Below are 25974 nucleotides of genomic sequence, written 5' to 3'. Positions count from 1 at the left end.
CGCCGCACTGTAGCCGGGTGGGCAGTGATCTGAATCGCTGAGGGTCGCCTCAGGAGCGGTGCGGAATCCGGTCCCGTTCCCCTCGTGTTATTCGTACCGAATTGTCATAGTGACGCCTAACTTATATCCGTGCTCTACGGGATCGTCGCCGCCGCCACCGCCCTGCTGCTCACCGCGCTGCTCGCGGCCGCCCTGCGGGTGCCCGCCCGGCGGCTGCGCCTGTGCGATCGGCGGTCCCGGCGCGAGGTGCCGCTGTCCGGCGGGGTGGCCGTCGTCGCGGTCACCGGGGCGGTGGTGGCGGTGAAGGACTGGTCGTCCGCCCCGAGCGGCGCGGGCGGGCTGCTCGCCGCCGGCGGCGCGGTCGCCCTCCTCGGACTCGCCGACGACGTCTGGCGGCTGCGGCGCCGCGTGCTGGCCGGCGGTACGGCGGTCGCGGCCCTCTGCGTCGCGCCGTACGCGGAGGCGGGCGTGGCGACGGGACTGCTCGGCGCGCTGTGGGTCGTCGGGGTGACGCTGGGCCTCCGGGGGCTCGATCACGCCGACGGGCTGGCCGGGGCCGTCGGGGTGGTCGCCGCCTTCGGGGCGGCCGCCTGCGCCGCCGTCGACGTCATGGACGGCATCGCCGGGCTGCTGAGCGTGCTGGCCGCCGCGCTGACCGGGTTCCTGCTGCACAACTGGCACCCGGCGCGCGCGGGGCTCGGCAGCTGCGGGTCCATGGCGGCCGGGTTCGTGATCGCCGCCGGTGCCGTGCAGGTCCGGGCCGGGTTCGGGCTGCTGGAGAGCGCCGGGGTGCTGTTCGCGCTGAGTGCCCTGGCCGGCGCCGACGTCGTCCTCGTGCTGCTGTCGCGGCGGCTGGCCGGGCGGCCCCCGGGGCGCAGCGGGCCGGACCACCTCGCCCACCGGCTGCGCCGGCTCGGGCTGACCGTGCCGGGCGTCACCCTGCTGCTCGGCGCCCTCGCGTTGTGCGGGGTGCTCGCCGGGGTACTGGTCCATGCCGGGTGGGTCGGGGCGGATGCCCTGTGGTGGGTGGCGGGAGCGGCCCTCCTGGTCGCGTTCGCTCTTTCGCGTGTCCCTGTGTACGCCCCTCGACGCAGCGTATCGCCGCAGGTCGGAGCGCCATTGCGCGTAAGGAACGGATAAGAGTTGAGCCCGCTCGACTCAGCTCTGTTGACCGGTCGCGAACCGTCGTGCACACTTGAGTCCGTTGCACTCAAGTCAGCTGGAGGAACCAACCATGGCACGTGCGGTCGGCATCGACCTGGGCACGACTAACTCCGTCGTCAGCGTTCTGGAGGGCGGCGAGCCCACCGTCATCACCAACGCCGAGGGCGCCAGGACCACGCCGTCCGTCGTCGCCTTCGCCAAGAACGGTGAGGTGCTCGTCGGCGAGGTCGCCAAGCGCCAGGCGGTCACGAACGTGGACCGGACCATCCGGTCCGTCAAGCGCCACATGGGCACCGACTGGAAGATCGAGCTCGACGGCAAGCCCTTCAACCCGCAGCAGATCAGCGCCTTCGTGCTGCAGAAGCTGAAGCGGGACGCCGAGGCGTACCTGGGCGAGAAGGTGACCGACGCGGTCATCACCGTCCCGGCGTACTTCAACGACTCCGAGCGCCAGGCGACGAAGGAGGCCGGCGAGATCGCCGGTCTGAACGTCCTGCGCATCGTCAACGAGCCCACCGCGGCCGCCCTGGCGTACGGCCTCGACAAGGACGACCAGACCATCCTGGTCTTCGACCTCGGTGGCGGTACGTTCGACGTCTCGCTGCTGGAGATCGGCGACGGCGTCGTCGAGGTGAAGGCCACCAACGGTGACAACCACCTCGGTGGTGACGACTGGGACCAGCGCGTCGTCGACTACCTCGTCCAGCAGTTCCAGTCCGGCCACGGCGTGGACCTGGGCAAGGACAAGATGGCCCTGCAGCGTCTGCGCGAGGCCGCCGAGAAGGCGAAGATCGAGCTGTCCTCGTCCACCGAGACCTCGATCAACCTGCCCTACATCACCGCCTCCGCCGAGGGCCCCCTGCACCTCGACGAGAAGCTGACCCGCGCCCAGTTCCAGCAGCTGACCGCGGACCTCCTGGAGCGCTGCAAGACGCCGTTCCACAACGTCATCAAGGACGCCGGCATCTCCATCAGCGAGATCGACCACGTCGTCCTGGTCGGCGGCTCGACCCGCATGCCCGCCGTCGCCGAGCTCGTCAAGGAGCTGACCGGCGGCAAGGACGCCAACAAGGGCGTCAACCCGGACGAGGTCGTCGCCATCGGTGCCGCCCTCCAGGCCGGTGTCCTCAAGGGCGAGGTCAAGGACGTCCTGCTCCTCGACGTCACCCCGCTGTCCCTCGGCATCGAGACCAAGGGCGGCATCATGACCAAGCTCATCGAGCGGAACACGACGATCCCGACCAAGCGGTCCGAGATCTTCACCACCGCCGAGGACAACCAGCCGTCCGTGCAGATCCAGGTCTACCAGGGCGAGCGCGAGATCGCGGCGTACAACAAGAAGCTCGGGATGTTCGAGCTGACCGGTCTGCCGCCGGCGCCCCGCGGCGTCCCGCAGATCGAGGTCTCCTTCGACATCGACGCCAACGGCATCATGCACGTGACCGCGAAGGACCTGGGCACGGGCAAGGAGCAGAAGATGACCGTCACCGGCGGCTCCTCGCTGCCGAAGGACGAGGTCGACCGCATGCGCCAGGAGGCCGAGCAGTACGCGGAGGAGGACCACAAGCGCCGCGAGGCCGCCGAGACCCGCAACCAGGGCGAGCAGCTCGTCTACCAGACCGAGAAGTTCCTCAAGGACAACGAGGACAAGGTCCCGGGCGAGATCAGGACCGAGGTCGAGGAGGCCGTCGCCGAGCTGAAGGAGAAGCTCAAGGGCGAGGACTCCGCCGAGATCCGCACCGCCACCGAGAAGGTCGCGGCCGTCTCGCAGAAGCTCGGCCAGGCCATGTACGCGGACGCCAATGCCGCCCAGGCCGCCGGCGGTCCCGCCGGTGACGCCGGTGCCGCCGCCGGTGGCGCCAAGGCCGACGACGACGTCGTCGACGCCGAGATCGTCGACGAGGACCGCAAGGACGGTGCCGCGTGACGGAGGAGACCCCGGGCTTCGACGAGCAGCAGCCCGACGTCCCTTCCGGCGCGACCTCCGACGACGCCGAGCCGAAGGCCGCCTCCCCCTCCGCGGAGGAGGGGGCGGCCCCGGCCGGGGACACGGGCCAGGACGTGGCCCTGGTGGCCCAGCTGGACCAGGCCCGCTCCGCGCTCACCGAGCGCACGGCGGATCTCCAGCGCCTCCAGGCCGAGTTCCAGAACTACCGCCGCCGGGTCGAGCGCGACCGGATCGCGGTCAAGGAGATCGCCATCGCGAACCTCCTGACCGAGCTCCTGCCCGTGCTCGACGACATCGGCCGCGCGCGCGAACACGGCGAGCTGGTGGGCGGCTTCAAGTCCGTCGCCGAGTCGCTGGAGAGCACCGCGGCGAAGATGGGCCTGCAGCAGTTCGGCAAGGAGGGCGAGCCCTTCGACCCGACGATCCACGAAGCCCTGATGCACAGCTACGCCCCGGACGTCACCGAGACGACCTGCGTGGCGATCCTGCAGCCCGGGTACCGGATCGGCGAGCGCACCATCCGCCCCGCGCGGGTGGCCGTGGCCGAGCCCCAGCCGGGCGCGCAGACGGTCAAGGCGGAGGAGTCCGCCGACGCCGACGACAAGGAGAGCGGTGGCCCGGACGAGGGCTGACGTCACGTACGAAGGGAAGGAGGGGCGTCGGGGATGAGCACCAAGGACTTCATCGAGAAGGACTACTACAAGGTCCTCGGCGTCCCCAAGGACGCCACCGAGGCCGAGATCAAGAAGGCGTACCGGAAGCTCGCCCGCGAGTTCCACCCGGACGCCAACAAGGGGAACGTCAAGGCGGAGGAGCGCTTCAAGGAGATCTCCGAGGCCAACGACATCCTCGGCGACCCCAAGAAGCGCAAGGAGTACGACGAGGCACGCGCCCTCTTCGGCAACGGCGGGTTCCGCCCGGGGCCGGGCGCGGGCGGCGGCTCCTTCAACTTCGACCTGGGCGACCTCTTCGGGGGCGCCCAGGGCGGGCAGGGCGCCGGCGGGTTCGGCGGCGGACTCGGTGACGTCTTCGGGGGCCTGTTCAACCGCGGCGGCGCCGGCCCGGGCACGCGGACGCAGCCCAGGCGCGGCCAGGACATCGAGTCCGAGGTGACCCTCACCTTCACGGAGGCGATCGAGGGCGCGACCGTCCCGCTGCGGATGTCCTCGCAGTCGCCCTGCAAGGCCTGTTCGGGCACCGGCGACAAGAACGGCACACCGCGCGTGTGCCCGACCTGCGTCGGCACCGGGCAGGTCGCCCGGGGCAGCGGCGGCGGGTTCTCCCTCACCGACCCCTGCCCCGACTGCAAGGGCCGCGGCCTGATCGCCGAGACCCCCTGCGAGGTCTGCAAGGGCAGCGGCCGGGCCAAGTCCTCGCGGACGATGCAGGTGCGCATCCCCGCGGGCGTCAGCGACGGCCAGCGGATCCGGCTGCGCGGCAAGGGCGCGCCGGGCGAGCGCGGTGGTCCGGCGGGCGACCTGTACGTGGTCGTGCACGTCGACTCCCACCCGGTGTTCGGCCGCAAGGACGACAACCTCACCGTCACCGTCCCGGTCACCTTCACCGAGGCGGCCCTCGGCGGCGAGGTCCGGGTGCCGACGCTGGGCGGCCCGCCCGTCACGCTCAAGCTGCCCCCCGGCACGCCGAACGGCCGTACGATGCGCGCCCGGGGCAAGGGCGCGGTCCGCAAGGACGGCACCCGCGGCGACCTCCTGGTCACCGTCGAGGTGAGTGTCCCGAAGGACCTGACGGGGAAGGCTCGTGACGCGCTGGAGGCGTATCGCGAGGCGACCGCGGACGAGGATCCGCGGGCGGAGCTGTTCCAGGCCGCGAAGGGAGCATGAGGCAGATGGACGGTCGTCGACGCAACCCGTATGAACTGACCGAGGAGACCCCGGTCTACGTCATCTCGGTGGCGGCCCAGCTGTCCGGCCTGCACCCGCAGACCCTGCGCCAGTACGACCGGCTCGGCCTGGTCTCCCCGGACCGTACGGCCGGCCGGGGCCGGCGCTACTCGGCCCGCGACATCCAACTGCTCCGGCAGGTGCAGCAGTTGTCGCAGGACGAGGGCATCAACCTGGCCGGAATCAAGCGCATCATCGAACTGGAGAACCAGGTCGCTGCGCTCCAGGCCCGGGTCGCCGAGATGCAGGACGCGCTCGACGGCGCGGCGGCGGCCATGCGCCAGCGCGAGGCGGCGGTGCACGCCTCCTACCGCCGTGACCTGGTGCCGTACCAGGAGGTGCAGCAGACCAGCGCCCTGGTGGTGTGGCGGCCGAAGCGGCAGCAGCAGACCGACTGAGGCGGCCGCGCCCGCGAAAGCATCGCGGAGGGACCGGGAGTTGACCCCCGGTCCCTTTCGCGCGTCTTGAGACGGTTTCGCCCGTCCTCCTGTCGATGACCGTGTGGTGCAGAGCACTTGGAGATGATTCCGCAGAGTCTTCACAACTGCTGCGGAGCGTGGTGTTGCCATCTCGTTAAGTGGTTCCGCTTGACGCTGGGGGCGCGTCGGCGTTGGCTTTTCAGTCACATGGGCCACAAAGCTGTGCCCACGTCCGAATCACACGCGAAGTGAGCTTCCCGATGCGTCGTATCGCCATATCCGTGGCAGCCGCCACGATGTCCGTCACGCTGGCCGGTTGCGGCGTGCTCAACGCGAGCGGGAGCAGTGACGACGCGAGCCCGGCCAAGGGCGACGACATCACCGTGGGCCTGCTGCTGCCGGAGAAGGCGAACACCCGGTACGAGAACTTCGACTACCCCATCATCAAGCGCAAGGTCGAGTCCCTCACCAACGACAAGGGCCGCGTCGAGTACGCGAACGCCGAGGCCAGCGCGGACAAGCAGGCCGACCAGCTCCAGCAGATGATCGACGACCGGGTCGACGTGATCCTGCTGGACGCGGTGGACTCGCATGCCATCGCGAGTGGCGTGAAAAAGGCCAAGGAGGCCGGCATTCCGGTCATCGCCTACGACCGGTTGGCCGAGGGCCCGATCGACGCGTACATCTCCTTCGACAACGAACTCGTGGGCGAGGTGCAGGGGCGCACCCTGCTGGAGGCCATCGGCGAGGACGTGAGCGTCTCCGACAAGATCGTGATGATGAACGGCTCGCCGACGGACCCGAACGCCAAGCAGTTCAAGGCCGGTGCCCTGTCCGAGCTGAACGGCAAGGTCACGATCGCGAAGTCCTACGACACCACGGACTGGAAGCCCGAGAACGCCCAGGCGAACATGGCCCAGGCCATCGCCGCCATCGGCAAGGGCAACATCGCGGCCGTCTACTCGGCCAACGACGGCATGGCCGGCGGCATCGTCAACGCCCTGGAGGCCGCGGGCGTGACCAAGCTGCCGCCCATCACCGGGCAGGACGCGGAACTGGCCGCGGTGCAGCGGATCGTCTCCGGCGAGCAGTACATGAGCGTGTACAAGTCGTACCCGCAGGAGGCCGAGAACGCCGCGGAGATGGCGGTCGCGAAGGTCCAGGGCCGGGACATCCAGTTCGCCGCCCTCACCCGCGACCGGGTCGACAGCCCCACGGACAAGGGCATCCCGGCCCAGCTCGTGCCGGTGGTCGCGCTCACCAAGGAGAACATCCAGGACACGGTCGTCGCCGACGACATCTACAAGGTGTCCGACATCTGCACGGCGAAGTACAAGGCGGACTGCGCGGCGGCGGGCCTGAAGTAGGCGGGGGCCCGGCACCTCCGGGCGGCTCTCCTCCCTTCGCTGCTCGTCCTCGGCGCACGCCACCACCCCCCTCCGTAGGGTTCGCGGCGGCTCTGCCCGGCACGCACCGGTGCCCCGTAGGGTCGCCGCCGACCGCCGTCCCCGGCGTTGAAGCAGGCCGTCGACGGGCATGCGGATACCGGATTCAAACGGGTGGAAACGCATCGCCGCCGGGACGGAGCCGTGTTGCGGACCACCGTCCGGCCGCGCATAGTTGCCGCTGCGGCGAGACGCGAAACCGGGGGTGGGATGGGCGATGGCCGGGCACGGGGCGGAGCAGCATCCACATGGTGCCGACCGACTGTGCGAGGCCGGGGATCGCGTGTATTCCCGGGCCGTACGGCGCGGCCGGGTGCCGCGCCGGGACGCGGAACCGGTGCCCTGCCTGCTGGAACTCGCCCTGCTGCACCCCGACCCGGACGACATGGACTGGCTGGTGCCGACCTCCCCGCAGGAGGTCATGACCCGGCTGCTGCGCGGGATGTACGACGAGGTCAGCGCGAACCAGCGGCGGGTGGGCTCGGCCGTGGCCGCCGTCGAGTGGTACGCCGGACTCGGCCGCCAGGTCCGGCCCGCCCCGTCGGCAGGTGAGGGTTCGGCGATCCGGGTCCTCGACGGACTCGCCCGTATCCAGGCCGCGATGGACGAGGCCACCGAGGCCTGCACGACCGAGGTGCTCACCGTCCAGCCCGGTGGCATCCGGCGCGAGGCGGAGCTCTCCGAGGGCCTGCACCGGGCGCTGGCGCTGCGCGGCAGGGGCGTGCGGATGCGGGACCTCTACACGCACGTCGCCCGGCACGGCCAGGGCCTGCTGACGTATCTGGAGATCATGGGCGACGCCGTGGAGGCGCGCACGCTGGACGAGGTCATCGACCGGCTGATCCTGTTCGACCGGACGGTGGCGTTCGTCCCCGCCAACAGCGACCGCACGATGGCCCTGGAACTGCGGCACCCCGCGCTCGTCGCCTACCTCGTGACGGTCTTCGAACGGCTCTGGCGCCTGGCGATCCCGCTGACCGCGCCGCTGCCCGACACGGGCATCGAGGGCATCTCGCACCGGGAGCAGTCCATCGCGGCGCTGCTGGCGGAGGGGCACCAGGACGCGGTCATCGCGGAGCGGCTGGGCATCAGCGTGCGGACGTGCCGGGCGCACATCGCGCGCCTGTCGGAGACGCTGGGGGCCGCCAGCCGTACGCAGTTGGGCGTGCGCATCGCCCAGGCGGGCCTGGACGGGCCGCGGGCGGGCGCCTCGCCGACGCTCAGTGCCCCCGGTCGAGGATCCCGGACCGCCCGATGAGATAGCCGAGCTGGGCCCTGCTCCCGCTCCCCAGGGCCGCGGCGAGCTTGGCGATGTGGACCCGGGCGGTACGGACGTTCATCCCGAGCCGCTCGGCGATCACGGCGTCGGTGTGCCCCTCCACGAGCAGCGCGGCGATGGCGTGCTGCCGGGCGGTGACATCGCCGGGGGAGGGCTCGGGGGCGGCTTGCGGGTGCATGGGTGTCGCGAGTCGCCAGAAGCGGTCGAACGTGGTCGTGAAGTGGCTCGTGAGGGCCGGATGGCAGACTTCCAGGGCGAGGCCCGCGTCCTTGTCGGCGGGGATGAAGGCGACCGAGCCGTCCACGACGATGAGGCGGTCGGTGACCTCGTCCAGCGTGCGGGCCTCGACGTCCCCGCGCAGTCGCTCGTAGCGGGCCAGGGCGATGGGCACATGACGGATCGTGTGCGGATAGAGCGTGCGGATGCGGCCGCCTCGGTCCAGCAGGGCCTGGTCACGGGCGAGAGCGACGGGGTGGGCCGCCTGCCCGCGCTGATCGCTGTAGTGCGTGTTGGGCTGGATGCAGAGCAGTTCCTCCGTCGCGTCGGCCATGGCCTCGGTGATGGCCCGGTTGATGCGCTCCGGGCCGCTGAGGAGGGTCAGCGAGGGAGTCTCACCCGTACCGGCGGCGGTGTCGATCCGCATCAGCGGCTGGAACAGCTCGGCGAGCCGCTCCTCGCGCAGGCGCTCCCGGGCTATCCGGTGCGCGGAGACCCGCAGCAGGCGGTGCAGCGCGACAGCCGGTGCGGCGGGCTCCAGCCGGCTCGGATCGTCGGCCGCCGGGTGCAGCAGACCGAAGTCGATCAGACACGGAGCCGTGAGCGCTTCTCCGGCGGGGACGCGACCCTCGCGCAGGGCATGTGCGTACAACTCCGTTCCCGCTGCGCACAACTCGTCGTCGTCATGTGGCCGGTGGGCCGATGGGGTCAACCGCCGAGTCCTTCCTCGTCCTGGTTCAGGATGCCGGACTGGGCGATCAGGTAACCGAGTTGGGCACGGCTGCCGCTGCCGAGGGCGGACGCCAGCTTGGCGATGTGGGCCCGGCAGGTGCGCACGTTCATGCCGAGCCGCCGTGCGATGGCCTCGTCGACGTGTCCTTCGACGAGAAGCTTGGCGATGGAGTACTGGATCTCCGTGATGCCGTCGCGGGAGGTCCCGTACGGTGTGCCGGTGCTGAGCGGCACCGACCGGTCCCACAGGTACTCGAAGAGCTTGATGAGGTAGCGGACCAGGCCGGGGTGGCGCAGTTCCAGGGCGACCTGCTGGTCGTCGCGGGCGGGGATGAAGGCGACGGACTCGTCGCAGATGATCAGGCGCTCGACGAGTTCGTCGATGGTCCGGTACTCGGCCTTGCCGTTGGAGAGCTGGGCGGCGTAGGCCAGTTGCTCGGGGTTGTAGCGCGCGGTGTGCTGGTACAGGGTGCGGATGCGCACACCACGTTCGATCAGCGGCCGGTCGCGCTCCAGGCCGAGCAGGAGGCTGCGCTCCGACATCCGGTCGGTGGGCTGGACGGTCAGCATCTCGGTCTGGCACTGCAAAGTGGCCATGTTGAGCGCCGCGTTGATTCGTTCGCCGCCTTCGAGGACAGTGATGGAGTCACTGGTGGCGGTCAGCTGGGTACCCAGGGCCATGAACGGCTCGAAGGTCTCGGTCAGGCCGGTCGCCAGCCGCCGGCGGTCGGCTATCTCCTGCTCCAGCGGGTTGAGCTGCCGTGACAGGGCGACGGCGGGCGGGACCGGCCGCAGCCAGCCCGGGTCGTCCGGGTCGGGGTGGAGCAGGGCGAACTCGATCAGGCACGGAGCCGGTGCCACGTCCTCGCGTGCGATGCGTCCGGCGCGCAGTGCGGTGGCATACAGACGGCCGCCCTCGTCGCACCAGTGAGTCATCGCATGGGGATGTGTCTCCTTAGTCCGATTTGATGTCAAATCTCCACCCCCCAGGGTCCTGAACATGCAGGAACATGATGCATCGATTGTGTGGCCATGACGTGCCCGAATGAGCCATCGTCGTACTCGACGGGGGAAAAGGGGACCTTCAAGTGAGGACGAAGCCGACTATGCGTAACAGAATGCTTCGCTCGGTGCTTGTCGTTGCCTTCTCCGCCGTTGCAGCCCTCGGCGCGCTGAGTGGCTTCTCCGATGTGAAGGACGATGCCCGGGCCAACAGCAGCTGGCCGTCCGTCGCCGTGAACAGTGCTCACGGAGCCGAGAACAGCAGCTGGCCGAGTCCCGGGTCCGACGGAGCCGGGGGCTGATCGTGACCACTCCACCCGACGACCGCTCCTTCCGTCGTGAGATGGCCACCGCCTACCGCTCCGGCTGGCACTTCATCGACCTGGTCACCGCCATCCCCCACAGCGGTGACTCCCTGATGGTGACCGTGTTCGGAGAGCCGGTCGTCGTCACGCGGGACGAGGACGGCGACGTACGGGCCTACCGGTGTCTGCGGCGGCCCCGGGGGGCGCCGCAGCCCGTCCGGTGCGCCGTACGGTACGGAATGATCTTTGTGAACCTGGACCAGCGGGACCATCAGCAGGTGGAGGCCGACTCCCCTGTCCCGCGGACCATCTCTGCCACCCCCCGCAGTGCCTGACGCGATTCCCCCGTCGTAACAGATCGCTCAGGTGCTTCCCCCCGCAGCGGCGTCACCGTGACCTGAACACGGTGACGCCGCTGCAGTTTTCCGGGACATGTCCGGGTATCGCCGCCGCCGGGCCGCCTCGCGCGGTGGCCGGATCCGGCCGGTGCCGGCCCGGGGGCGTCCTCGTGGCTCAACCCCGCCCCAACGCCCGCGTCAGCCGGATCTCGATGACCACCCGGGCCGGATTGGGCGACGGCGTCCTGCCGTAGCGCTCCGCGTACCGCCGCTCCGCCTCCGCGACCCGCTCCGGTTCCCGGCGCACGACGGCCCGGCCCTCCAGCGTCGCCCAGCGGCGGCCCTCGAACTGGCAGACCGCGACGGCCGCGCCCTCCTCGCCCGCGGCCAGCACGTTGCGCACCTTCCTGCTCGCCCCGTTGGCGATCACCCGAGCCAGACGGGCCTCGGGATCGTATGTGACCCCGACGGGTACTACGTGCGGTGTGCCGTCCGGACGCGGAGTCGTCAGGGTGCACACGTGCCGTTCCCGCCAGAAGCCGAGGTACGACGGGTCGGGCGCACCCGGATCGACGGAGTACTTGGTCGCCATGGACGGAACTTAGCGCTCCGACCCTCCCGGGATCGGCCTTGAGTGGAATAGACTCAACTTTGTGGACGTTGGCCCAGTCAGTACGGACTGCCCGAGGAGACGTCGCACACCGCTGCACGCAAGGAGGAGAACGCGAACGTGGACGCCGAGCTGACCAACCGGAGCCGGGACGCGATCAACGCTGCCAGCAACCGGGCCGTGACCGAGGGGCACCCCGACCTCACCCCCGCCCACCTGCTCCTCGCGCTGCTCCAGGGGCAGGACAACGAGAACATCACCGACCTGCTCACCGCGGTCGACGCCGACCAGGCGGCCGTGCGCGCCGGGGCCGAGCGCGTGCTCGCCGGGCTGCCCAGCGTCGCCGGGTCGACCGTGGCGCCGCCCCAGCCCAACCGCGAGATGCTCGCCGTCGTCGCCGACGCGCAGTCCCGCGCCAAGGAACTGGGCGACGAGTACCTGTCCACCGAGCACCTGCTCATCGGCATCGCCGCCAAGGGCGGCGCGGCCGGCGAGGTGCTCGCCCGCCAGGGCGCCGAGGCCCGGAAGCTGCAGGCCGCCTTCCAGAAGACACGAGGACAACGCCGCGTGACCACCGCCGACCCCGAGGGCCAGTACAAGGCCCTGGAGAAGTTCGGGACCGACTTCACCGCCGCCGCCCGCGAGGGCAAGCTCGACCCCGTCATCGGGCGGGACACCGAGATCCGGCGGGTCGTGCAGGTGCTGTCCCGGCGCACCAAGAACAACCCGGTGCTGATCGGTGAGCCCGGCGTCGGCAAGACCGCCGTCGTGGAAGGGCTCGCCCAGCGGATCGTCAAGGGCGACGTGCCCGAGTCGCTCAAGGACAAGCGGCTCGTCGCGCTCGACCTGGGCGCGATGGTCGCGGGCGCCAAGTACCGGGGCGAGTTCGAGGAGCGGCTGAAGACCGTGCTCGCGGAGATCAAGGACTCCGACGGGCAGATCATCACCTTCATCGACGAGCTGCACACCGTCGTGGGCGCCGGCGCCGGCGGCGACTCCGCCATGGACGCCGGGAACATGCTGAAGCCGATGCTCGCCCGCGGTGAGCTGCGCATGGTCGGCGCGACGACCCTGGACGAGTACCGCGAGCGGATCGAGAAGGACCCCGCCCTGGAGCGCCGCTTCCAGCAGGTGCTGGTCGCCGAGCCGACCGTCGAGGACTCCATCGCGATCCTGCGTGGACTGAAGGGCCGCTACGAGGCCCACCACAAGGTGCAGATCGCCGACAGCGCGCTGGTCGCCGCCGCCACCCTCTCCGACCGGTACATCACCTCCCGCTTCCTGCCCGACAAGGCCATCGACCTCGTCGACGAGGCGGCCTCGCGCCTGCGCATGGAGATCGACTCCTCGCCCGTCGAGATCGACGAGCTCCAGCGCGCCGTCGACCGGCTGAAGATGGAGGAGCTGGCGATCGGCAAGGAGACCGACGCCGCCTCCCGCGAGCGGTTGGAGAAGCTGCGTCGCGACCTCGCCGACAAGGAGGAGGAGCTGCGCGGCCTGACCGCCCGCTGGGAGAAGGAGAAGCAGTCCCTCAACCGCGTCGGCGAGCTGAAGGAGAAGCTCGACGAGCTGCGCGGCCAGGCCGAGCGCGCCCAGCGCGACGGAGACTTCGACACCGCCAGCAAGCTGCTGTACGGGGAGATCCCGACCCTGGAGCGGGACCTGGAGGCCGCCTCCGAGGCCGAGGAGGAGGTCGCCAAGGACACCATGGTCAAGGAGGAGGTCGGCGCCGACGACATCGCCGACGTCGTCGCCTCCTGGACCGGCATCCCCGCCGGGCGGCTGCTGGAGGGCGAGACGCAGAAGCTGCTGCGCATGGAGGACGAGCTGGGCAAGCGGCTCATCGGCCAGACCGAGGCCGTGCGCGCGGTGTCCGACGCCGTACGCCGTTCCCGCGCCGGGATCGCCGACCCCGACCGCCCCACCGGCTCCTTCCTCTTCCTCGGCCCGACGGGCGTCGGCAAGACCGAACTCGCCAAGGCCCTCGCCGACTTCCTCTTCGACGACGAGCGGGCGATGGTCCGCATCGACATGTCGGAGTACAGCGAGAAGCACAGCGTGTCCCGGCTGGTCGGCGCCCCGCCCGGGTACGTCGGCTACGAGGAGGGCGGCCAGCTCACCGAGGCCGTGCGCCGGCGTCCGTACTCCGTCGTCCTGCTGGACGAGGTGGAGAAGGCCCACCCCGAGGTCTTCGACATCCTGCTCCAGGTGCTCGACGACGGGCGCCTCACCGACGGGCAGGGCCGCACGGTCGACTTCCGCAACACCATCCTGGTGCTGACCTCCAACCTCGGCAGCCAGTTCCTGGTCGACCCGCTGACCAGCGAGACGGAGAAGAGGGAGCAGGTGCTGGAGGTGGTCCGGGCCTCCTTCAAGCCGGAGTTCCTCAACCGCCTGGACGACCTGGTCGTGTTCTCGGCGCTGACCAAGCCCGAGCTGGAGCGCATCGCCAAGCTCCAGATCGACCGCCTGGCCAAGCGCCTGGCCGAGCGGCGCCTCAGCCTCGACATCACGCCGGAGGCCCTGGCGTGGCTCGCCGAGGAGGGCCTGGACCCGGCGTACGGGGCCCGGCCGCTGCGGCGGCTGGTGCAGTCCGCCATCGGCGACCGGCTGGCCAAGGAGATCCTGTCCGGGGAGATCAAGGACGGCGACACCGTCCGGGTGGACCGCTTCGAGGACGGCCTCCTGGTGGGACCGGCCACCGGCGGCAAGACGCTCTAGGAACGGGCCCCGGGGCCGGACGTCACATCGTGAACGCCGAGAAGCGCACCAGCGCCGTCTCGGCGTTCTCGTGCTCCACGCGCACCTGCACGACGTGCGCCCCGGCCGTGCCGGGCAGCCCGTTCTCCCGGGTCACGTCCAGGCAGAGGGCGCCGCACACGCCCCCGCCCGTGCGGGGCCGCGGCGCGTCCGGGTACGTCGCGCGCAGCCAGCCGCGCACGTCCGCTCGGGGCATGCGCAGCACCGCGCTGTAGGAGGTGTCGATGCCGCGCTGCACCGTGCAGTCGCGCACGGTCGCGCCCGGCGGGCGTTCGGCGGCCCCGAAGGCCAGGGCCTCGGCGCAGGGGACCCCGGCCGCGGCGCCGGTACGCCCGCCGTCCGTACGTCCGCCGTCCTTACGCCCGCCGTCCGTACGTCCGCCGTCCTCGTCGCCGGTGAACGCGAACAGGGCGATGCCCGCGACCAGGGCCCCGAGGACGATCACCGGCACCGCGAGGATCGGCAGGAGCAGCTCCCACCGGGTACGGCCTCGCTCCGGTGCCGCCATGACCACCGCCCCCTTCCTCCGCCACCCGGGAGGACGGTGCCGCGGGGGCGGAGGTTGTCCGGCCCCCGGCGGGTGACCGGATCGTGTCAGCCGAGGGCTGACAGGGCCTGTCGGGGCTTGCCACCCCCCTCCCCGCATGGGGGAGGATGGCGGGATCCGTACGAAGGGAAAATCACGGTGACCATCGACCCGTCCTCGATTCCGAACTTCGGGGGCCAGCCCGAGCCGCAGCCGCAAGGACCGGCGGGCCCCGTCGTCCCGGATCAGGACCTCGTGAAGCAGCTCCTCGACCAGATGGAGCTCAAGTACGTCGTCGACGACGAGGGAGACCTCGCGGCGCCGTGGGAGCAGTTCCGCACCTACTTCATGTTCCGTGGAGAGGGAGACCAGCAGGTCTTCTCCGTGCGGACCTTCTACGACCGGCCCCACGAGATCGAGGCCAAGCCGCAGATCCTGGAGTCCATCGACGACTGGAACCGCCGCACCCTGTGGCCCAAGGTCTACAGCCACACCCACGACGACGGCACGGTCCGCCTGATCGGCGAGGCCCAGATGCTGATCGGCATGGGCGTCAGCCTGGAGCACTTCGTCTCCTCGACGGTCAGCTGGGTCCGCGCCGCGATCGAGTTCGACAAGTGGCTCGTCGAGCAGCTCGGCCTGGAGCAGGAGATCGACGAGGCGGACAAGCCCGGGGACGACGAGCAGTAGTCCCGCGGACGGCCTCTCACGGCGCGTCGGCACGCACGAACCGTGCGCGCCGCACGCGCCGTCTGCCGTTCCGCACCCCGGGCGCCGGGCGCGTCAGCCGCCGGCGACGCCCTTCAGCCGCCGCACCGCCTCCTGAAGCACCTCGGTCCGCTTGCAGAAGGCGAAGCGGACGAACGGGGCGCCCTCCTCGCGGTGGTCGTAGAAGACCGCGTTCGGGATCGCGACGACCCCGGCGCGTTCCGGCAGGGCGCGGCAGAAGGCGAACCCGTCGCTCTCGCCGAGGGGCCGGACGTCGGTGGTGACGAAGTACGTGCCCGACGGGCGGAAGACCCGGAAGCCGGCCTCCTCCAGTCCCGCGGCCAGCAGGTTCCGCTTGGCCTGCATGTCGGCGCGGAAGTCCGTGAAGTACGACTCGGGCAGCGACAGCGCCTCGGCGATCGCGTACTGGAGCGGCCCCGCCGAGACGTAGGTCAGGTACTGCTTCGCCGAGCGCACCGCCGTGACCAGGGCCGGGGCCGCCGTCACCCAGCCGACCTTCCAGCCGGTGAACGAGTAGGTCTTGCCGCTGCTGGAGATCGTCACCGTGCGCTCGCGCATCCCGGGGAACGTCGCCAGCGGCACGTGCTCGGCGTCGTCGAAGACCAGGTGCTCGTAGACCTCGTCGGTCACCACCAGCAGGTCCCGCTCGACCGCCAGCTCGGCGATCGCGGCCAGCTCCGCGCGGGTGAGGACCGTGCCGGTCGGGTTGTGCGGCGTGTTGACCAGCAGCAGCCGGGTGCGATCGGTGACGGCGTCGCGCAGCTCGTCCAGGTCGAGGCGGAAGCGGCCCTCCTCGACGTCGGCGCGCAGGGTGACCGGCACCCGGCGCCCGCCCGCCATCGCGATGCACGCCGCGTAGGAGTCGTAGTACGGCTCCAGGGCGACCACCTCGTCGCCCGGCTCCACCAGGGCCAGCAGGGCGGCCGCGATGGCCTCGGTGGCGCCCGCGGTGACGAGGACCTCGGTGTCCGGGTCGAGGGACAGGCCGTAGCGGCGCTGCTGGTGGGCGGTGATCGCGGTGCGCAGCTCGGGGACGCCGGGGCCGGGCGGGTACTGGTTGCCGCGGCCGTCGCGCAGGGCCCGCACGGCCGCCTCCCGGATCTCCTCGGGGCCGTCGGTGTCGGGGAAGCCCTGGCCGAGGTTGATCGCCCCGGTGCTCAGGGCCAGGGCCGACATCTCGGCGAAGATCGTCGTCCCGAACTCGGCGAGCCGGCGGTTGAGGAGGGGGCGCGCGCTGGAGGTCATGCCGGCCATCCTGCGCCGAAGCTCTGGAGTTCCTCAACTCTGCTTTGGCGCGCGCGGCGGACGGGCATCTCCCGGTCACGCAAGAGCGAGGCGCCCACGGGGGGCCGCTTCGGGGGAAACGGAAGGAGGGTGACGCCATGTTCCTCGGCATCATCCTGGCGGTGATCGCGATCCTGTTCGTGGGGGCGCTGGTGTCGCTCGCCCGCCGGGGCGGCTCCCGCCGTCCGGCGGCGGCGCGGACGGGCGGCAGGTCGTCCCGCGACAGCGGCAGCACGAGCTGGTGGGCGGGCGGGGGAGACACCGGCACGTCCGGCGGTGGCGACAGCCACCACAGGGGAAGCTCCTGCGGCGGAGGCTCGTCCTGCGGAGGCGGGTCGTCCTGCGGCGGAGGCGGCGGCTGCGGCGGCGGAGGCAGCTGACCGAGCCGCGCCCTCCCGGCCGGAGGGCCGGGCCGCGGCCACCACACGCGGGGCCCGCACCTGGGGCGGACCCCGCGTCGCCGCGCCCGGACGCCACGCGGACGCGCACCGGCGGCGCACGCTTCCCGGCCGGTCGCTTCCGTGCGGCGGACGCTTCAAGGCCGGTCGCTCCTGTGCGACGGTCGCCTCCCGGCCTGCCGCTCGCGTGTGGCGGGTGCCTTCCGGCCTGCTGTTTCTGTGCGGCGGTCGCCTTCCCGGCCTGCCGCTTCTGTGCCGCGGACGAGGCTCGGCCTGCCGCTCCCGGCGGTGCATGTCTCCGGGCCTGTCGCTCCCGGGTGGCGGACGCCGCTGGGCCTGTCGCTTCTGTGCGGTGCACGCATCCCGGCCTGTCGCTTCTGTGCGGTGCACGCATCCCGGCCTGCTGCTTCCGTGCGGCGGGCGCTTCCGGGCCGGTCGCTCCTGTGCGGTGCACGCCTTCCGGCCTGCTGCTCCCATGTGGTGGACGCTTCCCGGAATGTCGCTCCCGTGCGTGCATGGGTCTCGGCCTGCTGCTCCCATGCGGTGCATGCCTCCGGGCCGGTTGCTCCTGTGCGGTGCACGCCTTCCGGCCTGTCGTTCCCGTGTGGCGGACGCCTCCGGGCCTGCCGCTTCCGTGCGGTGCACGCCTCCGGGCCCGCCGCTCCCGTGCGGCGCACGCCTCCCGGGCTGTCGCTCCCCGTGCGGCGGATGTCTCGAACCTCTGGCCCCATGCGTCACGGGTGGGCCCGCGGTCGTGTCCGGGCACAGGGGCGGCCCGGGACAGGGACGCGGGGCCCTCGCCGTCGCCTCGGCAACTACGGCTCGTGGCCGATGACTTCGGCCGGCCACCGGTGCGTACGGGCGTCCGTCCCCGCCCGCCGCGTGCGCGGCCGCGCCGCGCACCGGCGCACGCCTCCGGTCCCTGCGCGCGCCGTTGTTGAACAGGTGAGCAAAGGAGCCCTCTGAGGGATGGAAACCCTCCGAACTTGGGTAAAAACGCTGTGACGAGGGCAGGGTTCATGATTCCCTCTGAATCAACCGACGCAGCCTCTCGGACGTTCTGCGGACACCTCCCAGTAACCGGCCGACCGCGCTGACCGGGCCGACATCCTCCGGTACGTCCGGGGCGCCACGGACCCAACTCCCCTCCTCGCTCTCCTTGTGTGCTTGCGGAGCCGATCGATGCTCACGACCCTGAACACCTCCTACACCGACACACGCGCGGACGATCTCGCCTGGGCCCTGGGGCGCGAGCCGCTCCCGGCGCTGGCCACGCTCGACCTCGAACTGACGGGCATAAAACTCCAGTTGAGGCTGCTCGGCGCGTCGCACCAGGTCGTACTGGAGGAGCAGGGCGGCATCCGCTCGGAGACGGTGGCCTGCATCCCGGGCAGCAGCGCCCCGCTCCCGCTCGGCGTCGCCAAGCGGGTGGGCGACTGGGAGTACGAGTTCGCGGCCCGGGTCGAGGTCCTCTCGCCCGGCTCCTTCGCGGGCCGGGCCCAGGAACTGCTCGACCTGGTCTCCGACCACCCGCACGGGCTGGCCGGAGTCTTCCCCGGCAGCCCGCACGCCTTCACCGCCCTGCTCGCCCAGCACCACGAGGGGCAGGTGCACTGGCGGACCTGGCACGCCTATCCGCAGGAGGGGCAACTGGTGGCGACCCGGACCCGGGTGGGGGTGCGCAGCCGGACGGCCGTCCCCGTCCTGTGACACCCACGGCCGGGGAGTGCGGAAGGTGCCGGGCGGTCCGGACGCCCCCGTACCGGCGGCCGGCCATGCAAACCAGCACCACTCCTGTGGGTGACGAACCGTCGTCGGTGCGTGACGTAACGTCGCAGGGTGATCGAGCCGCACGCGCCCGCCCCGCCCGGTTCCCGGCTGCCCCGGAGCGACTCGGGCGGCCCGGTGGGCGGGCTTCCGCACGCGGCGGGCGGTCCGGCGGACCCGGTGCGGCTGCCCGTGCGCCCCGGCACCGGACGGTTCCTCGTCCTCGCGGGCGTGTTCGTCTGCGCGGCCTGCGGACTCGTGTACGAACTGGAACTGGTCGCCGTCGCCTCCTACTTGATGGGCGACTCCGTCACGCAGGCCTCCGTCGTGCTGTCCGTCATGGTCTTCGCGATGGGCCTCGGTTCCCTCGCCGCCAAGCGGCTGCGCGGGCTGGCCGCGGCCGGGTTCGGCGCCGTCGAGGCCCTCCTGGCCCTGGTCGGCGGCTCCAGCGCCATGGCGCTGTACGCGGTGTTCGCCTGGACCGGAGACGGGGGTGGCATGGAGGGCGACGGGTCGCGCGGGCTCCTGGTCGCCTTCTCCCTCGCCACCGGACTGCTCATCGGCGCCGAGATCCCGCTGCTGATGGAGCTGATCCAGCGCATCCGCCGCCAGGACCCGGGCGGCGCGGTCGCCGACCTGTTCGCCGCGGACTACGTCGGCGCCCTCGTCGGCGGACTGGCGTTCCCCTTCCTGCTGCTGCCCTGCCTCGGCCAGCTGACCGGCGCGCTCCTCACCGGTGCCGTCAACGCCGTGGTCGGCTGCGCCCTGGTGTGCGGCCTGTTCCGGCGGGACCTGAGCCGGCGCGCCCGCCGGCTGCTGCTGCTCGCCAACGTCCTCGTCCTCGCGCTCCTCGCCACCGCGGCCCTCCTCGCCGACGACTTCGAACGGGCCGCCCGGCACGCGGTGTACGGCACGGACGTACGGGTGGCCCTGCGCAGCGGCGTGCAGGAGATCGTCCTGGCCGGGGGCACCGGCGGGCGGCCCCTGCACCTCTTCCTCGACGGGCGGCTGCGGGCCGGCGGGCCCGACGGGCGGCGCCACCACGAGGCCCTGGTCCATCCGGCCATGGCCGGGCCGCACGCGCGCGTGCTCGTCCTCGGCGGCGGGGACGGCCTGGCGCTCCGCGAGGTGCTGCGCCACCGGGGGGTTCAGCGGATCGACGTCGTCGACGCCGACGCGGAGGTGGTCCGGCTCGCCCGCACCGACCCGGGCCTGTCCGCGCTGAACCGGCACGCCTTCGGCGACCACCGCGTACACGTGACGATCGACGACGCCTTCGGTCGGCTGCGCGCCACACCCCCGCAGGCGTACGACGTCATCGTCTGCGACCTGCCGGACCCGGACCTCACGCCCGGCACGAAGCTGTACTCGCAGGAGTTCTACGGCCTGGCACGGCGCGCCCTGGCCCCCGGTGGCCGGCTCGTCGTGCACGCCGGGGGCGTCACGGCCGGGCCGCGCGTCTTCTGGACCGTCGAGGCGTCCGTCCGCGCCGCCGGCCTGCGCACCGCCCCCTACGGCGTGAGCGCGCCCCGCCCCGGCCGGGCCGGGCGCCCCGGGCCTCCGCGTGACCACGGCTTCGTCCTGGCCGCCCGGGCACAGCCGCGGCCGCGGATCGACCCGGCGGGGCCGCGGCCCGCGGTCCTGACACCGGCCGCGCTGCGGGCGGGGACCCGGCAGGTCCGCGCGACGCGGGTCGGCGGCCTGCCGGCCTCCACCCTGCTGCACCCCCGGTACTGACGGGACGCGCGCGGCGCGGCCTCGCGAAGAGGGGCGGGAGCATACGCCCGGTGGGGGTGGATCGGGGGTGAATCCCTCGGTCGGGGGTGCGATCCGGCGCGTGCTGGGTAGAGTCCGTCGACATGGAGCACGAGGTGTTCGTTCCGGTCCCGGCGGAGCGGCTCAGGGGGGTGCTGGACGACCCCGCGCGGGTCGCCCGGGCCGTTCCCGGGCTCCAGCAGGACGCGGGCGCCGAGCCCGTCGCCGGCCGGCTGAAGCTCCGGGTCGGCAGTCACTCCGTCACCTACCGCGGTGCCGTCCGGCTGTCCCGGGGGGACGACGGTTCGTACACCGCCGACGGGCAGGCCGAGGAGGCGCGCGGCAGCGGTACCGTCACGCTCGCGCTGCGGATCGCCCTGCGGGAGTCGGAGGACGGCTGCACGGTCGTCTTCGACGGCACGGCGACCGCCGACGGCCGCATCAAGGACCTCCCGGCGGACGCGGTGGACAGTGCCGTCACCCGGCTGCTGAACCGTTTCGCGGAGCACCTGGCCGGGGCCGCCCCCGAGCCGGCGGCCCGGCCCGGGCCGACGACACCGCCCGTCACGCAGGACTTCGAACCCCGCGCCACGACCGATCACGAGACGACCCCCGACGCGGACGACCCGCCCCCGCCCCCGGCGCCCTCGGGGCAGGACACCGCGGCCGGGGAGGGCGACGGCGAGCCCGCCGGGCCCGGTCTCACCGAGGAACCCCGCCCCGCCTTCGGCGCCGGACTCCCGCCCTCCGCCGCCGCACCGCCGGGGGAGGACGACGACGAGGACGAGGACGGCATGGCCGAGGCGGCCCACGCCCGCCGGACCATGATCGGGCGCAGTGCCGAGGAGGTGGACCACGCCCCGCCGCGCGGCCGGTACGCCCCCGTGCCCGCCCCGCAGACCGTGTCGCCCCCGGCCCCGCTGCGCTGGGCGGCCCCGGCGGCGGCCCTAGCCTTGGCCTCGGCCGTCGTCGCGGTCCGGGCCCTGCGCCGCCGCCGTTGACCCCCCCTCCGGCCGCGGACACCCGCCATGAGCCCGGGCCCTCTTGATCCACCCCAGTAGGGTCGTCCCGTGAGCGACGAAGAGATCACGCTGACCGCGGGTGACGCGGAGGCGACGGTGCAGCCGGGCAACGGCGGCCGGATCGGTGGGCTGCGCATCGGTGGTGCGGAACTGCTGCGCCAGGGCGAGCGGTTCGGCTGCTTCCCGATGGTGCCGTGGTGCGGACGCACCCGCGACGGCCGCTTCCTCGACGGCGCCGAGATGCGGCAGCTGCCGCTCAACGCGCCGCCCCACGCCATCCACGGCACCGTCCGCGACACCGCCTGGCGCACCGCCCGCCGGTCCGCGTCCGAGGCCGTCATCACCTGCGAGCTCACCGACCCCTGGCCGCACCCGGGCCGCGTCACCCAGGTCGCCGCCCTCACCCCGGACTCCCTGACGCTGACGATCTCGGTGGAGACGTACGCGTCGTCCTTCCCGGCGCAGATCGGCTGGCACCCCTGGTTCAACCGCAACCTCGGCGGCGAGGACGTGACCCTCGACTTCGCCCCCGCCTGGCAGGAGGAGCGCGGCGACGACCACCTGCCCACCGGCAACCGCCTCGACCCGAAGCCCGGCCCCTGGGACGACTGCTTCGGCATGCCCGGCGGCGTCGAGGCCACCCTGACCTGGCCCGGGCAGCTGGAGCTGACCGTGTCCAGCCGGGCGGAGTGGGTCGTCGTCTACGACGAGCAGCGGGAGGCGGTGTGCGTGGAGCCGCAGACCGGCCCGCCCAACGGGCTCAACACCCTGCCGCGCCTGGTCACGCCCCTGGAGCCGCTGGAGGCCACCACCACCTGGAGCTGGCGCCGCCTCTAAGCTGGGCGGCATGACGGACACACGCGGCGCGCTGCTGCAGCAGATCAAGGACAAGGCCGTGGTGCACGGCAAGGTGACCCTGTCGTCGGGTCTCGAGGCCGACTACTACGTGGACCTGCGCCGCGTCACGCTCGACGGCGAGGCCGCCCCGCTGGTCGGGCAGGTGCTGCTGGACCTGACCGCGGAGCTGGACTTCGACGCCGTCGGCGGGCTGACCATGGGCGCCGACCCGGTCGCCGCCGCGATGCTGCACGCGGCCGCCGCCCGCGGCAGGCGCCTGGACGCCTTCGTCGTGCGCAAGGCCGCCAAGGCGCACGGCCTCCAGCGCCGCGTCGAGGGCCCGGACATCGCCGGCCGCCGCGTGCTGGTCGTCGAGGACACCTCCACCACCGGCGGCTCCCCGCTCACCGCCGTCGAGGCCGTGCGCGAGGCCGGGGCGGAGGTCGTCGCCGTCGCGACCATCGTCGACCGGGCGACCGGTGCCGCGGAGAAGATCCGCGAGGGTGCCGGTGTGCCGTACCTCTTCGCCTTCTCCAAGGACGAGCTGGGCCTGGACTGACCAGGGCGTGGACAGCGACCTGGACCTCCCGGCCGAGTCTGGAAAGATGGGGCCGACGATGACGTCGCACCCCAAGGTCTAGGTCAGGGCCGTTAGACACAGCAGTACGTCAACCCGCAGATACAAGGAGCGGACGCATGCCCATCGCAACTCCCGAGGTCTACAACGAGATGCTGGACCGGGCGAAGGCAGGAAAGTTCGCCTACCCGGCCATCAACGTGACCTCCACCCAGACCCTGCACGCGGCCCTGCGCGGGTTCGCTGAGGCGGAGAGCGACGGCATCGTCCAGATCTCCACGGGTGGCGCCGAGTTCCTTGGCGGCCAGTACAGCAAGGACATGGTCACCGGCGCCGTCGCGCTGGCCGAGTTCGCGCACATCGTCGCCGAGAAGTACCCGGTGAACATCGCGCTGCACACCGACCACTGCCCCAAGGACAAGCTCGACGGGTACGTACGCCCGCTGCTGGCCCTGTCGAAGAAGCGGGTCGAGGCCGGCCTGGCCCCGCTGTTCCAGTCGCACATGTGGGACGGTTCCGCCGAGACCCTCGCCGACAACCTCTCCATCGCGCAGGAGCTGCTGGAGCAGGCCCGCGCCGCGAAGATCATCCTCGAGGTGGAGATCACCCCGACCGGTGGCGAGGAGGACGGCGTCTCGCACGAGATCAACGACTCCCTCTACACCACGGTCGACGACGCGCTCCGCACCGCCGAGGCCCTGGGCCTGGGCGAGAAGGGCCGCTACCTGCTCGCCGCGTCCTTCGGCAACGTGCACGGCGTGTACAAGCCGGGCAACGTCGTCCTGCGCCCCGAGCTGCTGAAGGAGCTGAACGAGGGCGTCGCCGCCAAGTACGGCAAGGCCGCTCCGTTCGACTTCGTCTTCCACGGCGGCTCCGGCTCCACGGAGGAGGAGATCCGCACCGCGCTGGAGAACGGCGTCGTGAAGATGAACATCGACACGGACACCCAGTACGCGTTCACGCGCCCGGTCGCGGACCACATGTTCCGCAACTACGACGGCGTGCTGAAGGTCGACGGCGAGGTCGGCAACAAGAAGACCTACGACCCGCGCACCTGGGGCAAGCTGGCCGAGGCCTCCATGGCCGCCCGCGTGGTCGAGGCCTGCGGCCACCTGCGCTCGACCGGCACGAAGATCAAGTAGTCCCCGGTCCCGCTCGCGTCGAGCCCGGCACCCGGCAGGGTGCCGGGCTCTTCCGTATGCTCCCTGCATGCCCGACGTCCGGCTGGCCTCCCCGCAGGGCAAGTGGGTCCTGCTCACCACCGTGCTCGGCTCCGGCATGGCGATGCTGGACTCGACCGTCGTCAACGTCGCCCTGCCGCGCATCGGCCGCGACCTCGACGCGGACCTGGCCGTCCTGCAGTGGACGGTCAACGCGTACATGGTCACGCTGGCCGGGCTGATCCTGCTGGGCGGGGCGCTCGGGGACCGGTTCGGGCGGCGGAAGGTGTTCGTCGTCGGCGTGGCGTGGTTCGCGGCGGCCTCGCTGCTGTGCGGGATCGCGCCGAACGCGGGCGTGCTCATCGCCGCGCGGGCCCTGCAAGGGGTGGGCGGCGCGCTCCTGACGCCCGGGTCGCTGGCGCTGATCCAGGCGTCCTTCCACCCCGACGACCGGGGGCGGGCCGTGGGGCTGTGGTCCGGGTTCGGCGGGGTCGGCGCGGCCGTCGGGCCGTTCGTCGGGGGCTGGCTGGTGGACGGGCCGGGCTGGCGCTGGGTGTTCCTGCTGAACGTGCCGCTGGCGCTGGTGTGCGTGCCGGTGGCGCTGCGGCACGTCCCCGAGTCGGGCGGCGGCTCCGCCGGGCCGGAGGGCGCCGGGGGAGGGCGGGCCCACGGGCGGTTCGACGTGGCGGGGGCGGTGCTCGGGGCGCCGGCGCTCGCGTTGGTGACGTACGCGCTGATCAAGGCCCCGGAGGGCGGCGCGGTGGTGGTGGTCTCGGGGGTGGCCGGGCTGGCCGCGGCCGTCGCGTTCGTCGTGACCGAGCGACGGCGGCCCGACCCGATGCTGCCGCCGGACATCTTCGCGTCCCGGCAGTTCACGGCCGTCAACGTGGTGACGCTGTGCGTGTACGCGGCCCTCGGCGGCTTCTTCTTCCTCGCCGCGCTCCAGCTCCAGGTCGTCGTGGGCTACTCGGCCCTCGCCGCCGGTACGGCCCTGCTGCCCACGACCGCGCTGATGCTGCTGCTGTCCGCGCGCTCCGGGGAACTGGCCGACCGCATCGGGCCGCGGATCCCGCTGACGGTGGGGCCGCTGCTGTGCGCGGCCGGGATGTTGCTGATGCTGCGGGCCGGGCCGGGGGCGTCGTACGTGCCCGACGTGCTGCCCGCGCTGCTGGTGCTCGGGCTGGGGATGGTGACGCTGGTGGCGCCGCTGACGGCGGCGGTCCTCGGGTCGGTGAGCGTGGCCCGGGCCGGGCTGGCGTCCGGCGTCAACAACGCGGCGGCCCGCGCGGCGGGGCTGGTCGCGGTGGCGGCGCTGCCGCTGCTCACGGGAATGGGCGAGGAGGCGTACCGGGAGCCGGAGGCCTTCGACGCGGCCTTCGGACGGGCGATGGGGTGGTGCGCCGGTGCGCTGGTGGCAGGCGCGGTGGTGTCCGCCGCGGTGGTCCGCAGGCCGCCGCCGGGGTGCAGGCGCCCGGAGTGCCTGCGGCACGCCGGCGTGACGGCACCGCCCCTGGAGGGCGAGCCGGCGAGGAGGAGGCTGGGGTAGGGCGGGGGCGGTCTCGCCCGCAACGCGCAGCCCGCAGCCGGTGGCTCGTCGCGCGGGCAGCACCGGCCGGCGGCCTTGGGCCGCTGCCGGGGGGGAGGGGCTCGGGCAGGGGCGGCAGCCCTCTCCGCGGGGCGGAATCGCCCGCAGCCCGTGGCCGTGGCTCGTCGCGCGGGCCGGATCGGTCGGCGAACCGGGGCTGCCGTCGAGGCGGAGGGGACCCGGGCCGGGGAAGGCCTGCCCACAGCTCGCAG

At 72.5% G+C, this 25974-nt stretch carries 23 protein-coding genes; 18 read left to right on the top strand and 5 right to left on the bottom strand.

The genetic code is table 11. The annotated features are described in order from the left end of the window. Positions 1 to 129 precede the first annotated feature (129 nt). From ACH4C6_RS15115 to ACH4C6_RS15085, 7 genes are all read left to right on the top strand, one after another. Complete coding sequence (locus tag ACH4C6_RS15115) at positions 130 to 1140, top strand: undecaprenyl/decaprenyl-phosphate alpha-N-acetylglucosaminyl 1-phosphate transferase (RefSeq protein WP_398109021.1); 1011 nt, start codon at positions 130 to 132, stop codon at positions 1138 to 1140. 94 nt (positions 1141 to 1234) lie between these two features. Further along, complete coding sequence (dnaK, locus tag ACH4C6_RS15110) at positions 1235 to 3091, top strand: molecular chaperone DnaK (RefSeq protein WP_398109020.1); 1857 nt, start codon at positions 1235 to 1237, stop codon at positions 3089 to 3091. Then, entirely contained in the window at positions 3088 to 3744 is a 657-nt protein-coding gene (grpE, locus tag ACH4C6_RS15105; RefSeq protein WP_398109019.1) for a nucleotide exchange factor GrpE, read from the top strand. The genes dnaK and grpE overlap by 4 nt, the downstream gene beginning before the upstream one ends. Positions 3745 to 3777: 33 nt before the next feature. After that, positions 3778 to 4956 carry a molecular chaperone DnaJ gene (gene dnaJ / locus ACH4C6_RS15100; RefSeq protein ID WP_398109018.1) on the top strand — a complete coding sequence of 393 codons (1179 nt, stop codon included), beginning with the start codon at positions 3778 to 3780 and terminating at the stop codon, positions 4954 to 4956. A gap of 5 nt (positions 4957 to 4961) precedes the next feature. Next, positions 4962 to 5414, top strand: coding sequence for a heat shock protein transcriptional repressor HspR (locus ACH4C6_RS15095; RefSeq protein WP_398109017.1), 453 nt, complete (start codon positions 4962 to 4964; stop codon positions 5412 to 5414). A gap of 281 nt (positions 5415 to 5695) precedes the next feature. Next, a complete protein-coding gene (locus tag ACH4C6_RS15090) occupies positions 5696 to 6802 on the top strand; it encodes a sugar ABC transporter substrate-binding protein (RefSeq protein WP_398109016.1) in 1107 nt (368 codons plus the stop codon). Between the two features lie 295 nt (positions 6803 to 7097). Then, positions 7098 to 8138: a LuxR C-terminal-related transcriptional regulator gene (locus tag ACH4C6_RS15085; protein WP_398109015.1), complete on the top strand. Its 1041-nt coding sequence runs from the start codon at positions 7098 to 7100 to the stop codon at positions 8136 to 8138. On the opposite strand, the gene ACH4C6_RS15080 is transcribed toward ACH4C6_RS15085, so the two are convergent. Both ACH4C6_RS15080 and ACH4C6_RS15075 read right to left on the bottom strand, forming a co-directional pair. Beyond that, positions 8101 to 9087 (bottom strand): helix-turn-helix transcriptional regulator, encoded by a 987-nt coding sequence (locus tag ACH4C6_RS15080; RefSeq protein ID WP_398109014.1) that lies wholly within the window; start codon positions 9085 to 9087, stop codon positions 8101 to 8103. The two genes, ACH4C6_RS15085 and ACH4C6_RS15080, sit on opposite strands and share 38 nt — an antisense overlap. After that, the gene (locus ACH4C6_RS15075) at positions 9084 to 10043 is read right to left on the bottom strand and encodes a helix-turn-helix transcriptional regulator (RefSeq protein ID WP_398109013.1); all 960 of its coding nucleotides are present in this window, start codon (positions 10041 to 10043) and stop codon (positions 9084 to 9086) included. Before ACH4C6_RS15075 ends, ACH4C6_RS15080 begins: the two co-directional genes overlap by 4 nt. Positions 10044 to 10413: 370 nt before the next feature. On the opposite strand from ACH4C6_RS15075, the gene ACH4C6_RS15070 reads away from it, so the two are divergent. Continuing rightward, positions 10414 to 10749, top strand: coding sequence for a hypothetical protein (locus ACH4C6_RS15070; protein ID WP_094054633.1), 336 nt, complete (start codon positions 10414 to 10416; stop codon positions 10747 to 10749). 178 nt (positions 10750 to 10927) lie between these two features. Here ACH4C6_RS15070 and ACH4C6_RS15065 read toward each other — a convergent pair whose 3' ends face one another. Then, positions 10928 to 11344 carry a pyridoxamine 5'-phosphate oxidase family protein gene (locus ACH4C6_RS15065; protein WP_398109012.1) on the bottom strand — a complete coding sequence of 139 codons (417 nt, stop codon included), beginning with the start codon at positions 11342 to 11344 and terminating at the stop codon, positions 10928 to 10930. A gap of 138 nt (positions 11345 to 11482) precedes the next feature. Between ACH4C6_RS15065 and clpB the strand changes: the two genes are divergently transcribed. Beyond that, positions 11483 to 14083 (top strand): ATP-dependent chaperone ClpB, encoded by a 2601-nt coding sequence (clpB, locus tag ACH4C6_RS15060; protein ID WP_398109011.1) that lies wholly within the window; start codon positions 11483 to 11485, stop codon positions 14081 to 14083. Between the two features lie 22 nt (positions 14084 to 14105). Here clpB and ACH4C6_RS15055 read toward each other — a convergent pair whose 3' ends face one another. Then, positions 14106 to 14630, bottom strand: a complete 525-nt coding sequence (locus ACH4C6_RS15055) for a hypothetical protein (protein WP_398109010.1) — start codon at positions 14628 to 14630, stop codon at positions 14106 to 14108. 177 nt (positions 14631 to 14807) lie between these two features. Here ACH4C6_RS15055 and ACH4C6_RS15050 point away from each other — a divergent pair, with 177 nt between their 5' ends. After that, positions 14808 to 15338 (top strand): YbjN domain-containing protein, encoded by a 531-nt coding sequence (locus ACH4C6_RS15050; RefSeq protein WP_398109009.1) that lies wholly within the window; start codon positions 14808 to 14810, stop codon positions 15336 to 15338. A 93-nt stretch (positions 15339 to 15431) separates the two neighbouring features. Here the strand turns inward: ACH4C6_RS15050 and ACH4C6_RS15045 are convergent, their stop codons facing one another. Next, a complete protein-coding gene (locus tag ACH4C6_RS15045; RefSeq protein WP_398109008.1) occupies positions 15432 to 16631 on the bottom strand; it encodes a pyridoxal phosphate-dependent aminotransferase in 1200 nt (399 codons plus the stop codon). Between the two features lie 128 nt (positions 16632 to 16759). On the opposite strand from ACH4C6_RS15045, the gene ACH4C6_RS15040 reads away from it, so the two are divergent. The 8 genes from ACH4C6_RS15040 (at position 16760) to ACH4C6_RS15005 (ending at position 25723) form a co-directional block, all read left to right on the top strand. Beyond that, the gene (locus ACH4C6_RS15040; protein WP_398109007.1) at positions 16760 to 17041 is read left to right on the top strand and encodes a hypothetical protein; all 282 of its coding nucleotides are present in this window, start codon (positions 16760 to 16762) and stop codon (positions 17039 to 17041) included. A 1200-nt stretch (positions 17042 to 18241) separates the two neighbouring features. Further along, positions 18242 to 18769, top strand: a complete 528-nt coding sequence (locus tag ACH4C6_RS15035; protein ID WP_398109006.1) for a DUF2617 family protein — start codon at positions 18242 to 18244, stop codon at positions 18767 to 18769. A gap of 129 nt (positions 18770 to 18898) precedes the next feature. After that, a complete protein-coding gene (locus ACH4C6_RS15030) occupies positions 18899 to 20563 on the top strand; it encodes a polyamine aminopropyltransferase (RefSeq protein ID WP_398109005.1) in 1665 nt (554 codons plus the stop codon). 122 nt (positions 20564 to 20685) lie between these two features. Beyond that, complete coding sequence (locus ACH4C6_RS15025; RefSeq protein WP_398109004.1) at positions 20686 to 21582, top strand: SRPBCC domain-containing protein; 897 nt, start codon at positions 20686 to 20688, stop codon at positions 21580 to 21582. Between the two features lie 69 nt (positions 21583 to 21651). Next, positions 21652 to 22440 (top strand): aldose 1-epimerase, encoded by a 789-nt coding sequence (locus tag ACH4C6_RS15020; protein WP_398109003.1) that lies wholly within the window; start codon positions 21652 to 21654, stop codon positions 22438 to 22440. 10 nt (positions 22441 to 22450) lie between these two features. After that, on the top strand, positions 22451 to 22999 hold the full coding sequence (gene pyrE / locus ACH4C6_RS15015) for an orotate phosphoribosyltransferase (protein WP_398109002.1): 549 nt from the start codon (positions 22451 to 22453) through the stop codon (positions 22997 to 22999). A gap of 137 nt (positions 23000 to 23136) precedes the next feature. Continuing rightward, positions 23137 to 24159 (top strand): class II fructose-bisphosphate aldolase, encoded by a 1023-nt coding sequence (gene fbaA, locus ACH4C6_RS15010; RefSeq protein ID WP_398109001.1) that lies wholly within the window; start codon positions 23137 to 23139, stop codon positions 24157 to 24159. Positions 24160 to 24226: 67 nt separating this feature from the next. Continuing rightward, positions 24227 to 25723: an MFS transporter gene (locus ACH4C6_RS15005; protein WP_398109000.1), complete on the top strand. Its 1497-nt coding sequence runs from the start codon at positions 24227 to 24229 to the stop codon at positions 25721 to 25723. The last annotated feature ends 251 nt before the right edge of the window (positions 25724 to 25974 follow it).

It is taken from the genome of Streptomyces sp. NPDC017943, assembly GCF_044328425.1.
Taxonomy (GTDB): Bacteria; Actinomycetota; Actinomycetes; order Streptomycetales; family Streptomycetaceae; genus Streptomyces; species Streptomyces djakartensis_A.
The sequence above is the reverse complement of the archived record's forward strand: the minus strand, read 5'-3'. Positions and strand labels throughout refer to the sequence as shown.

Bases quoted from the DNA above. Each gene is read 5' to 3' on its own strand.
- dnaK (WP_398109020.1), top strand. From the start codon at position 1,235: ATGGCACGTGCGGTCGGCATCGACCTGGGCACGACTAACTCCGTCGTC.
- dnaJ (WP_398109018.1), top strand. From the start codon at position 3,778: ATGAGCACCAAGGACTTCATCGAGAAGGACTACTACAAGGTCCTCGGC.
- ACH4C6_RS15095 (WP_398109017.1), top strand. From the start codon at position 4,962: ATGGACGGTCGTCGACGCAACCCGTATGAACTGACCGAGGAGACCCCG.
- ACH4C6_RS15090 (WP_398109016.1), top strand. From the start codon at position 5,696: ATGCGTCGTATCGCCATATCCGTGGCAGCCGCCACGATGTCCGTCACG.
- ACH4C6_RS15085 (WP_398109015.1), top strand. From the start codon at position 7,098: ATGGCCGGGCACGGGGCGGAGCAGCATCCACATGGTGCCGACCGACTG.
- ACH4C6_RS15075 (WP_398109013.1), bottom strand. From the start codon at position 10,043: ATGACTCACTGGTGCGACGAGGGCGGCCGTCTGTATGCCACCGCACTG.
- ACH4C6_RS15065 (WP_398109012.1), bottom strand. From the start codon at position 11,344: ATGGCGACCAAGTACTCCGTCGATCCGGGTGCGCCCGACCCGTCGTAC.
- ACH4C6_RS15055 (WP_398109010.1), bottom strand. From the start codon at position 14,630: ATGGCGGCACCGGAGCGAGGCCGTACCCGGTGGGAGCTGCTCCTGCCG.
- ACH4C6_RS15045 (WP_398109008.1), bottom strand. From the start codon at position 16,631: ATGGCCGGCATGACCTCCAGCGCGCGCCCCCTCCTCAACCGCCGGCTC.
- ACH4C6_RS15040 (WP_398109007.1), top strand. From the start codon at position 16,760: ATGTTCCTCGGCATCATCCTGGCGGTGATCGCGATCCTGTTCGTGGGG.
- ACH4C6_RS15035 (WP_398109006.1), top strand. From the start codon at position 18,242: ATGCTCACGACCCTGAACACCTCCTACACCGACACACGCGCGGACGAT.
- ACH4C6_RS15025 (WP_398109004.1), top strand. From the start codon at position 20,686: ATGGAGCACGAGGTGTTCGTTCCGGTCCCGGCGGAGCGGCTCAGGGGG.
- pyrE (WP_398109002.1), top strand. From the start codon at position 22,451: ATGACGGACACACGCGGCGCGCTGCTGCAGCAGATCAAGGACAAGGCC.
- fbaA (WP_398109001.1), top strand. From the start codon at position 23,137: ATGCCCATCGCAACTCCCGAGGTCTACAACGAGATGCTGGACCGGGCG.
- ACH4C6_RS15005 (WP_398109000.1), top strand. From the start codon at position 24,227: ATGCCCGACGTCCGGCTGGCCTCCCCGCAGGGCAAGTGGGTCCTGCTC.